General features: G+C 62.5%; 8 protein-coding genes, 1 tRNA gene and 1 pseudogene. 2 read left to right on the forward strand and 8 right to left on the reverse strand.

The window, feature by feature from the left end:
* Nucleotides 1-96 precede the first annotated feature (96 nt).
* The 5 genes from ACT3TS_RS11840 to orn form a co-directional block, all read right to left on the reverse strand.
* Nucleotides 97-957 (reverse strand): acyltransferase domain-containing protein, encoded by an 861-nt coding sequence (locus ACT3TS_RS11840; RefSeq protein WP_444531711.1) that lies wholly within the window; start codon nucleotides 955-957, stop codon nucleotides 97-99.
* 138 nt (nucleotides 958-1095) lie between these two features.
* Entirely contained in the window at nucleotides 1096-2553 is a 1458-nt protein-coding gene (locus tag ACT3TS_RS11845) for a sugar porter family MFS transporter (protein ID WP_444531712.1), read from the reverse strand.
* A 178-nt stretch (nucleotides 2554-2731) separates the two neighbouring features.
* Nucleotides 2732-3304 carry a peptide deformylase gene (def, locus tag ACT3TS_RS11850; protein WP_444531721.1) on the reverse strand — a complete coding sequence of 191 codons (573 nt, stop codon included), beginning with the start codon at nucleotides 3302-3304 and terminating at the stop codon, nucleotides 2732-2734.
* Between the two features lie 144 nt (nucleotides 3305-3448).
* Nucleotides 3449-3521, reverse strand: a tRNA-His gene (locus tag ACT3TS_RS11855).
* A 176-nt stretch (nucleotides 3522-3697) separates the two neighbouring features.
* Complete coding sequence (orn, locus tag ACT3TS_RS11860; protein ID WP_444531713.1) at nucleotides 3698-4294, reverse strand: oligoribonuclease; 597 nt, start codon at nucleotides 4292-4294, stop codon at nucleotides 3698-3700.
* A 118-nt stretch (nucleotides 4295-4412) separates the two neighbouring features.
* Between orn and mptB the strand changes: the two genes are divergently transcribed.
* Nucleotides 4413-5912, forward strand: a complete 1500-nt coding sequence (mptB, locus tag ACT3TS_RS11865) for a polyprenol phosphomannose-dependent alpha 1,6 mannosyltransferase MptB (protein ID WP_444531722.1) — start codon at nucleotides 4413-4415, stop codon at nucleotides 5910-5912.
* A gap of 250 nt (nucleotides 5913-6162) precedes the next feature.
* Here mptB and ACT3TS_RS11870 read toward each other — a convergent pair whose 3' ends face one another.
* The gene (locus ACT3TS_RS11870; RefSeq protein WP_444531714.1) at nucleotides 6163-6738 is read right to left on the reverse strand and encodes a GNAT family N-acetyltransferase; all 576 of its coding nucleotides are present in this window, start codon (nucleotides 6736-6738) and stop codon (nucleotides 6163-6165) included.
* Nucleotides 6739-7507: 769 nt separating this feature from the next.
* Here ACT3TS_RS11870 and ACT3TS_RS11875 point away from each other — a divergent pair.
* Nucleotides 7508-7810 (forward strand): putative quinol monooxygenase, encoded by a 303-nt coding sequence (locus ACT3TS_RS11875; RefSeq protein ID WP_444531715.1) that lies wholly within the window; start codon nucleotides 7508-7510, stop codon nucleotides 7808-7810.
* A gap of 305 nt (nucleotides 7811-8115) precedes the next feature.
* On the opposite strand, the pseudogene ACT3TS_RS11880 reads toward ACT3TS_RS11875, so the two are convergent.
* Both ACT3TS_RS11880 and ACT3TS_RS11885 read right to left on the reverse strand, forming a co-directional pair.
* A pseudogene (locus ACT3TS_RS11880) lies at nucleotides 8116-9003 on the reverse strand (IS110 family transposase); the annotation flags it as partial.
* 34 nt (nucleotides 9004-9037) lie between these two features.
* A partial coding sequence (locus ACT3TS_RS11885) for a tyrosine-type recombinase/integrase (RefSeq protein ID WP_444531716.1) occupies nucleotides 9038-9706 on the reverse strand: 669 nt, incomplete at its 5' end.

Consider the following 9706-nt stretch of genomic DNA (forward strand, 5'->3'; position numbering starts at 1 on the left):
GCCTTGTTGGCAAGCACGACGGCGGCCGCCGCCCTCCGCTGCACCCGGCAACGGGGGTGTGGGCCGAGCAGGCAACGGCACCCGCATGGTTGCCGCCTACCGGGGCAGAGCCAGCACGCCGAAGCCCAGCTGCCAGGCACCTCCGGCAGCGATGCGGTCCAGGACAATCTGTTGCAGCGTCGTCGTGCGTGGCAGGGCGTCCAGATTGTCCATGCTGCGGGTGCGGAACGTGAAGTACACGGCGTCAGTTGGTTCGGTTCGGGGCTCGCCGTAGGGCGTGAACCGGGCGGCGAACTTGGCAATGTTGGTGCGCGGGTCAAGGCGGGCGGACAGGTAGGGGTCCAGCAGCCAGGACTCGCAATTGGCTGCCCGGACCGGCTGTTCCGGGAAGTGTGCGGCAAAGAATGCGCTGGCCAGTGCAAGGCTTTCGTCCACGGTTTCAGCGGCCAGGCCGCCGTCCTCCGGGATGTGGATGCCGAGAATCGATTCCCCGGCTGCCACACCCGGGATGGCCGCCGACGGCTGGTGGATCAGGTACTGGAGCCGGCCAAGCTGGAAAAGGCGGCCGGAAAACACGTGGTTGAGCCACTTGTAGGTGTCCATGCCGAAGCGGTTGTGGACCCTGCGGTTGATGGCCATGTTGCGGCCAAAGTCGGCCAGGGTGGCCCGCGAAATGGCGTCCGGAATGTTTCGTTCCTGGTGCCACTGCAGGATGTCCGGGACGAACCGCACCATGGCGCCGAGCCAGTCAAGCTCGGTGACGGGGAGATCGGGGGTGCCAAGCTCGGGCACGGAGTCGTCGGCGCTGCCCAGCCTGGACGACAGATGTGCCAGGACCGTTTCGGCTGCCGGGGTGGCCCCGCCGTCGAGCAGTGCCAGGCATTCGGCGCGGTCGTCGGCGGCAATGTTCAGGTAATCAAGGATCAGCGCTGTGCTGAGGGTGGTGCGAGGAGTCATCGGGCCAGTTTAGCGACTCCGGCGCATGCTGCTGCACACACCCGGTTCAGCGGGAGCAGCGGCCGCTGTGGACTCGGCGCCTGATGTCACCCGGCGCCAAGTTCAGCACGAACTTTGCGCCGGGTGAACGCGGGGGAGTCAGTCCTTCTTGGCCTTGGCGGCCTTGGGCTTCTTGACGAACAGCGTCTCCGCCTGCTCCAGGGACATGCCGTTGGTTTCGGGGATCTTGAACATCACGAAGAAGAACGATGCCACGGCGAACAGGGCGTACATGCCGTAGGTCAACGGAAGCGATGCCGAGGCCATGGACGGGAACGTCAAGGTAATGATGAAGTTTGCAATCCACTGGGCCGCGGCGGCCAGGCCAAGGGCGCGGGCACGAATGCGGGAGGGGAAGATCTCGCCCAGAAGAACCCAGACGAGCGGGCCCCACGACGCACCAAAGCTGACAACGAAGACGTTGGCTGCCACCAGGGCGACCGGGCCCCATGCGCCGGGCAGGCTGATCTCGGATCCGGAACCGGTCGCTGCCGAGAAGGCCAGTGCCATGGTCCCCAGTGAGACTGCCATGCCGATGGAGCCTGTCAGCAGGATGGGGCGTCGTCCGATCCTGTCCACAAGTGCAATGGCCACGAGTGTGACCAGAATGTTCACGATCGCCGTGACCACGGAAATGGTCAGTGAGTCCTTCTCCTGGAAGCCGACCGCCTGCCACAGTGTTGTGGAGTAGTAGAAGATGACGTTGATGCCCACGAATTGCTGGAGCATCGAGAGGATGATGCCGATCCAAACCACCGGCATCAGGCCAAAGCGCTTCCCGCGCAGCGAGCCCTTCTTGGCGGACAGCGAGTCTTCCTTGACTGCTTCCTTGATTTCGCGGATGCTGCGTTCGGTGTCTTCATCCGGGGCAATGGTCTTGAAGACCTTCGCGGCTTCTTCTTCCTTGCCTTGGAGGACAAGGAAGCGCGGTGATTCCGGCAGCACCATGGCGATGATGAAATACACGACGGCGGGGATTGCTGCTGCAAGGAACATCCAGCGCCAGGCAGGCAGGCCAAACCAGAACTCCTGAGATGCGCCGCCGGCGAAATTGGCGAACAGCGCGTCGGAGAGCAGGGCGGCAAAGATGCCGGTGGTGATGGCCAGCTGCTGCAGCGAGGCCAGCCGTCCGCGGTGCTTGCGCGGTGAAATTTCGGAGATGTACGCCGGGGCAATGACGGAGGCCAGGCCAATGCCGAGCCCGCCGACGAGACGCCAGAAGATCAAGTCGTACACGCTGAAGGCAAAGCCCGTGCCCAATGCACTGACCAGGAACAGGATGCCGCCCAGTTTCATGGCCGGGATGCGGCCCTTGGCGTCGGCGATCTTGCCTGCCATGTAGGCACCAACGGCGCAGCCCAAAAGTGCGACGGCGACCGCGAACCCGGTGAGGGCGTCGCCCAGGACGAACTGGCCCTGGATGGCGTCAACGGCTCCGTTGACCACTGAGGAGTCGAAGCCGAAAAGGAAGCCGCCCACGGCACCGGCCACTGCAAGGCCTACAACTTTGCGCGGGATCCCTTTGGGTGTTGGGCTGGGCGTGGATGTGCCGGACATGGTTCCCCTTTGCGGCCGGCCTTCGAAAAGCCACGGCCGTTGTAAAAAACGTCGTAAAAAAATTGCAGACTTCTGTATGGCCAAACTACTCCATGCAGGACCACCGTGCCGCAATGTTGCGCACGCAGCGCGGCGTGAGAAATGACTCACCGTCCGCAGGCGCCCAGCCGGTGAGTCGTTAGTGTCCGAAGGGGTCCGGATCCACGCCGGGCATCCACGTCAGTCCGGGCACGCCCCAGCCGTTGTTCTTTGCGGAGCGCTTGGCCTTCTTGGAATAACGGGCATTGAGGCGGTCAACATAGAGTTTGCCGTCCAGGTGGTCGTATTCATGCTGCATGCAGCGGGCAAACCAGCCGGTTGCCTCAAAATCCAGCGGGTTGCCGTTAACGTCGAAGCCGCGCACACGCACCCATTCGGCGCGCTTGAGCGGAAAGTCGATCCCGGGCACCGACAGGCAGCCCTCCACCTCGTCGTCGGGATCCGGGGTGTTGCCCGAGATTTTGCCAACCGTGAGGGTGGGGTTCACCAAAACACCCCGGGCGGGGACGTCGTCGTCGTTGTCCATCTTGTAGGTGAAGATGCGCAGGCCCACACCAACCTGCGGAGCCGCCAGACCCACGCCGTTGGCGGCGTCCATGGTTTCGTACATGTCGGCCACGAGGGATTTGAGGTCTGCGTCAAAGGCCTTGACCTCGTCAGCGCGGCGGTGGAGCACGGGCTCACCCAAGATGGTCACGGGCAGGATGGTCATGACGGCTTCCTTTTCAGGCTGGAAATCATTTTCAAGTTTTGACATGCGGCGAAACAGAAACAGCGGGGAAAAACCCGCGGGGCAATGAAAAACACCCCGATCAAATGACCGGGGTGTTCCGTGATTCGCAAGAACCACACTCGGGGTGAGTTACGGGGGTTGAACCCGCGACCTCCTGGACCACAACCAGGCGCTCTGCCAACTGAGCTAAACCCACCATGTCCGCCGAAGTGCAAAAAACATCTTCACGATGTCCTCCGCGCTTATGGCAACGACGACTAGTCTACCCGAACAAAAAGGTGGCCGGGACCAAAAGCGGTTCTTTTGTCCCAACTGTGAGCCAGATCGCATTGCCGTGGCGAAAATTCCGTGGGGCAACCACGAAAATTGCTGTCAGTACTTCGCCGAAATTGTCTTGGCCGTGGCGGTGTCCGGGCCCGGAGCAGGCACAAAGACGGCCTCGCGGTAGTACTTGAGTTCCTGAATGCTGTCCTTGATGTCACCAAGCGCGCGGTGGTTGCCTGTCTTTGCCGGGGACTGAAAGTAGGCGCGCGCGTACCAGCGGCGTGAGAGTTCCTTGATGGTTGACACATCGATGACACGGTAGTGCAGGTGCTCCACGAGCTCAGGCATGTCACGGGCCAGGAACACCTTGTCGGTGCCGATCGAGTTGCCGGCCAGGGGCGCCTTGTTGGCCACGGGCACGTGCTCGCGAATGTACGCCAGCACCTGCGCCTGCGCGTCCTCCATGGTCGTGCCGCCGGGCAGCTCGTCGAGCAGTTTGGACGTGGTGTGCATGTTGCGCACAAAGTCGCCCATCTGGGCCAGGGCCTCGTCGCTGGGCTTGATGACAACGTCAACACCCTCGCCCAAAATGTTCAGCTCGGAGTCCGTCACGAGCGCCGCCACCTCGATCAAGGCGTCGTTGACGGCATCGAGGCCGGTCATTTCACAGTCAATCCACACAATGCGTTCATTAGTAATAGCCACCCGACCAATGTACCGTGAACCGCGCCAGCGCCGCCTCGCTGCTAAAATCGGCCTTGGCGGAGCCTGCACTGCCGCCATCTTGCTGCAGGAAACATACGACGACGGCCGGAGGCTTGAGATGACAGCCTCGCCTCCCGCGCGGCAACAGCGGGCAACCGCCGCGCCCCGGCCGTGGATTGCGCTGCTCCAGGGTTTCATCGGCTCGGTCATGATCCTGGCCGGCTCCGTGGGAGTGGGCTGGATTGCCTCCGGCTCGCCCATGATCCGCAACCCCCTCGTGATTGCCATGCGCACGGAAGGTGCGGGGGTCATCACCTCCACCATTTTGCTGACACTTGGCACCATGGTGCTGTTGCGGTCCTGGCTGCGGCTTGGGCAGCGGCTGAGCGGGTGGGGGGCCGGTTCCCTGCGCGCGGTTGTGACTGCAGTGGTTGTCTGGGGTGCGCCGATGCTGGCAGCCGTTCCCATCTTCTCCCGCGACGTATATGCGTACACGGGCCAGGGCCGGCTCATGGCCCAGGGCCTGGACCCTTACACCACGGGGATCTCAGCCCTTAACAACTGGTTCATGCAGGGCACCGACCCGTCGTGGGCTGAAAACCGCACACCCTACGGGCCGCTGTTCCTGTGGCTGAGCCGCGCGGTGGTGGCCCTGACCGGGGCGCAACCGGACATCTCGGTGTTGTTGTTTCGTTTGATTGCCTGCATTGGTGTGGCCCTCTGCGTGGTCTATGTGCCAAAACTGGCACGGCTGCACGGCATTGACGCTGCCAGGGCGTTGTGGCTCTCGGTGGCAAATCCGTTGTTCCTGCTCTCGTTCATCGCCAGTGCGCACAACGACGCACTGATGCTTGGCTTGGCCGTTGGCGGCACGTATTTTGCGGCCACAAGGCGCGGCGTGCTCGGGGTTGTGCTGGTCACGGCCTCGATTGCCGTCAAGCCCATCACCATTGTCCTGCTGCCGTTCATAGGTTTGTTGTGGGCCGGGCGGGCTGCGGGTTGGGGCCGGCGGTTCTTGTTCTGGGCAGCCACCGGTTCGCTGAGCCTGGCCTTGTTGTGGCTCATGGGCATTCCCGGGAACCTGGGGCTTGGCTGGACGTGGGCGCTGACCGACACCAACCCGGGCTACACCGGGTATTCACCGTCGGGATTTGGCGGGCAGATGGTTGAGCTTGCAGCCAATGCGGTGGGCCTGGATGGATCGCTCGTTGCCAGCGGGTTTCGTACCGTGCTGACACTGGCCAGCATCGCCGTCGCCGCCTGTCTTGCGGTCTTTGGCGACCCGAAGAATCTGGTGCGCCGGATGGGGTTGGCGTTTGCCGCCGTCGTGCTTCTGGCCCCCATCATCCAGCCCTGGTACATCCTCTGGTTCCTGCCACTGCTGGCCGTGACAGGGATCCGCAACAACTGGCAGACCAAACTTTGCTATGTGGTGATTGCGTTCTTTGTGGTGTTCGGCGCACAGGATCAGCTCTTTGTGTGGGGCTTTGTGCAGTTGCCGGTGGCGACGGCGGTGCTGTCGATGGCCGTGGCGTGGGCCGGTGTCATCTACCTGCTGGTCGTAGACGTGCACACCCGCAGGCTGCTGTTCAGCCGCGAGGCCGTGCCGCTGGCCTGACGCGGGATCGGGCGCGGCCTGGCCGAGGTGTCACGAGCCGCTACCGAAGACCTCACTCTTGAACAGCTGCACCTTGAACTGCGTGCCGGCATGGGCCTTGAAGACTTCTACAGATCATGCGGCTGGCAGGAGATTGGGTGTTGTCCAGAAGCTCTCCGGTTGCCGGAAGGCGACCATGACGAAGTCATCTCATGGCCGTCTCCGTACGCCAGGCGCCGGAATAGTCCTTCAGCGCCCGGTAAGGGATCCGTTACTGACTCAGCGGTAGGTCGGTTTCAAGGATCGACATGTAGTGGACGTCAATCCATTGCTCGTCGAACCACAGCGCGTCCCGGCCCGTTCCTTCGTAGCGAAATCCCACCTTCTCGTAGACATGCCGGGCACGCGGGTTGAAGGCGTAAACTTCGAGACCTATTCGGTGAAGACCAAGCTCGTGTATGCCGTGCCGGACAATCAGCTCGGTCGCCTCGCTTCCAAGCCCCCGGCCGCGGCCTTCGGCGCCAAGGAAAGTGCGGAAGCCGCAGGAGCGATTCAACTCGTTCCAGTCGTTGAGGACGACCTCTCCAACCATCGCGTTCGTCGCCTGCTCGATCACGGCGAGGACGAGACGGTCATCAGCGGAGCCCCAGCGTTCGTACGCCACGCGGAGGTCATCAACAGTCCAAGGCAGCGTTGTCTGGCTGCTGGAGTGCACTGTTCCGGTCAGAATTGCGGCTTCGGCGTCCTGAAGCATCCGATGCAATATAGGTACGTCCTGAGCCTGAACTGGTCGCAGTTTGACGCGCTTGCCCTCGATTGTGGGCTTATGCGTGAAGATCGTGGTCATGCGGCCAGTCTGTCAGAGACTTTCACAACCTCGCCCGAGAGCCGGTCCCTCTTCGTGCGGGATTACTGCTCAGTGGTGCGGGGCCCCGACCACCTGAGCTCGTCTTCATAGAGGAAATGCCCCGGCGCTGGTGAACGAAGATCTTCCCGTTGCCCCCCGCAGCGGTCCAGGAGACCCGGGTAGCAGGGAATCCTGGCCAGCAGGTGCGCGGCGCAGGTTTTAAACCATGTGTGGCCGTGCCGATTGTGAGTGCGGTCGTAGACGGTGGGATTGCTAGGGTTCGGGTCGGGACAGGCAGCGTTGTGTTGCCTGGTACCTGGCAAATTCGGGTGCGGCATCCATGCGCTAAACCTCCATTCTTCCGTCAGACGATCGGGCAGGAGGGTCCGTCCGTAAGAACCTTCCTTCCCAGGCCGAATTCCGAGCCTATCCCGTGAGCGGGGGCGCTGAGCCGGCGAAGGTATTGTCCGGTGCCGCGGGAGGCGCACGTGGCTCTGGTCCACTTTGCAAAGTGCAGCGGTGAGGGAATAGTGACCGGGCGCGGCGTATCCGCGAAAGTATGGAGTTGCGCAGCCGTCTCCGAACTCCTGGTCGTTCGAACCCGCGTAAGCAACCTCCGGTCCTGGAAAAATAGCGGCTAGGGACTCCACTTTTCCCGGATCGCGTCGGCCACACGGTCGCCTCCATTCCGTCGCGGTGACGACTATCGCGTTGAAAGTTCGGATTGCGGGTGGAGCGCAATTTCTCGGCCCCTGGGTAGGGTTGTGGCATGACTTTCGCAGACGCAGGAACACTCGGTGCCGTCTCCGGTAAGCGTGATGAGCTGGTCGCTCATCTGACTCAGCGAAGCGACACCCTCAAGCAGATCGGTTGCCTGGCGTATGAGGTGGGGGTCAGCGACGACGATCTCGACACTGTGTTCGTCATGGAACTATGGGTTAGCGCCGAAGTGCATCAAGCTTCCCTCGCTTTGCCGGCGGTCCAAGCATCCATAGCGGCCGCACGTCCGCTTCTGTCCGGCGCTTTTGGAGGGTTTCACTTTAACGTCGTCGGATCTCCACTACGCGACTGAACCGTGGAGCTCCAAGCTCACGCTAAACGATCCGCTGTCGGATTCCTCAGCCGTCCCGTAGTCCATTCCGCCTACGGGCATGGATATGTTCAAACCAAAGACGATCTGATCTGGTGTTACGAGTCGCATTCTTTGGTCATGCATGGGTCATCGCCGGTGACGATGGTGCACCGTGCTCGGGGGGGGTGTCCCTATGTTCTTCGTCAAGGGGTTTGGGGGATTTTTCCAAAAAGTTTTGAGTTCTTGATTTTGGGCAGGCTTGAGTCACGGGTGTGGCGTGCTTGCCGGCTGGTGGTTCTTTCTTGTCAGGCTGTCGCGGTGCCTGGTTGGGTGTAGAGGGCGCCGTCGCGGAGCATGGCGAAGAGTACATCGCAGCGTCTGCGTGCGAGGGCTATCAGGGCTTGGTTGTGGCGTTTGCCCTCGGCTCGTTTCTTGTCGTAGTAAGCGCGTGAGAGCGGGTCCTTCAGGGCGGCGAATGCGGAGAGGAAGAACGCTCGCTTGAGCGACTTGTTGCCCTTTTTGGAGGGGTGGTCGCCGCGGATCGAGGTCCCGGAGCGCCAGGTCACCGGGGCCAGCCCGGCGTAGGAGGCGAGGTGGCCGGCGCTTTGGAATTCTTTGCCGATGACTTCGGTGATGATGCGGGCTTCGGTCCTGACCCCGACCGCTGGCATGGAGGTCAGGACGATGTGAAGAGGGTGGGCCTCCACGAGGGAGTCAACCTTGGCCAAGAGCTGCTCTCGGGAGGTGCGCAGCTGCTTGAGCATGGTGGCCAGCTGAGGCAGAACGATGCTGGCTGCCCCGGTGCCGGCGACCATGACGGTCTGCTCGTCCAGGGCCGCGAACACCTCCACAGCCCAGCCTTTCCCGGCCCGTGGTGCGTGGCGGGACAGCAGCGTTGTGACACGGTTCAGGCCGGCCTTGCGCAGCTTCTCCGGGGACGGGTACTTCATCAGCAGCTCGGGCATCGCAGGGTGGTCCAAGTGGGGGCCGATGACCCGTTCCAGGGCAGGGTGAACCTGGGTGAGTAACCCGCGGATCCGGTTCGATGTCGCGGTGGCCTGCTTCGCCAGGTCATCATCAAACCCACACAGCATTGACAGCTCCGCGGCCTGCTCATCGGCGACGACGATGGAACGCAGGGTGTGCGGCAGGCTCCTGGCTGCTTCAGCAATAATGGCGGCATCTCGGGCATCTTCTCCGAACTAAGAATTTCAGGGCTGTCCGGTGTCAGTGCAGGCTTTCTTCTCCATCGTTTTGCGGGATGTTGGTCCGGCCGGCAGTCTGGGTGAAGGTTGGCATTCCGAGTTGGGTTGTTGTGGTGCGGCGGGCGGTGATTTGATCCATTTCTGTCAATTTTGCTCGGGCTCCGGCGAGGCTGACTTTCAGACCCTCGGCTTCCCCGAGCCAGCGGTGGGCCTCGGCTTCCTTGATTCGGTCGATGAGGTTGTCGCGGATCTGGATCAACCGTGGCTTGGCCGTTGGATCGGGCCGCAGTAGCGGGCAGCGCAGGCAGCTGTGCTCGTGGATGCAGGGTGTGTCGTAGGAGCGTCCGCAGTCACCCACGGCGACCTTGCGGTGTTCGAAGTGGCCGATGAACTCGGCCCATTCCTCGTCGGTGGGGGTGCGGTATTCCTGGGCTGGGCGTAGGGCTCGGCGGCGGGCAATGAATTCCCGGTGGCCTTTGATGACTTCCTCGGGATAAACGGAGTTGTAGCCCATGGTCGTGTTGATGTCGCGGTGGCCGGCGACCAGCTGGGCGATGTGCGGTGGCATGCCGTGCATGATCGCATCGGTGATGAAGAGCCGGCGGAAATCGTGGAAGGTGTAGCGCATCGGGTTCCCGCCACCGTCCTTGAACCCGATCCCGTCCAACGCGTGGTCGAGGTAGTGGCGCAG

It is taken from the genome of Specibacter sp. AOP5-B1-6 (assembly GCF_052376555.1).
Classification (GTDB): Bacteria; Actinomycetota; Actinomycetes; order Actinomycetales; family Micrococcaceae; genus Specibacter.

What these genes read in the sequence shown, in the direction of transcription:
- ACT3TS_RS11870 (WP_444531714.1), bottom strand. Translation starts at nt 6,738, where the DNA reads ATGACCACGATCTTCACGCATAAGCCCACAATCGAGGGCAAGCGCGTC.
- ACT3TS_RS11875 (WP_444531715.1), top strand. Translation starts at nt 7,508, where the DNA reads ATGACTTTCGCAGACGCAGGAACACTCGGTGCCGTCTCCGGTAAGCGT.
- ACT3TS_RS11845 (WP_444531712.1), bottom strand. Translation starts at nt 2,553, where the DNA reads ATGTCCGGCACATCCACGCCCAGCCCAACACCCAAAGGGATCCCGCGC.
- mptB (WP_444531722.1), top strand. Translation starts at nt 4,413, where the DNA reads ATGACAGCCTCGCCTCCCGCGCGGCAACAGCGGGCAACCGCCGCGCCC.
- ACT3TS_RS11840 (WP_444531711.1), bottom strand. Translation starts at nt 957, where the DNA reads ATGACTCCTCGCACCACCCTCAGCACAGCGCTGATCCTTGATTACCTG.
- def (WP_444531721.1), bottom strand. Translation starts at nt 3,304, where the DNA reads ATGACCATCCTGCCCGTGACCATCTTGGGTGAGCCCGTGCTCCACCGC.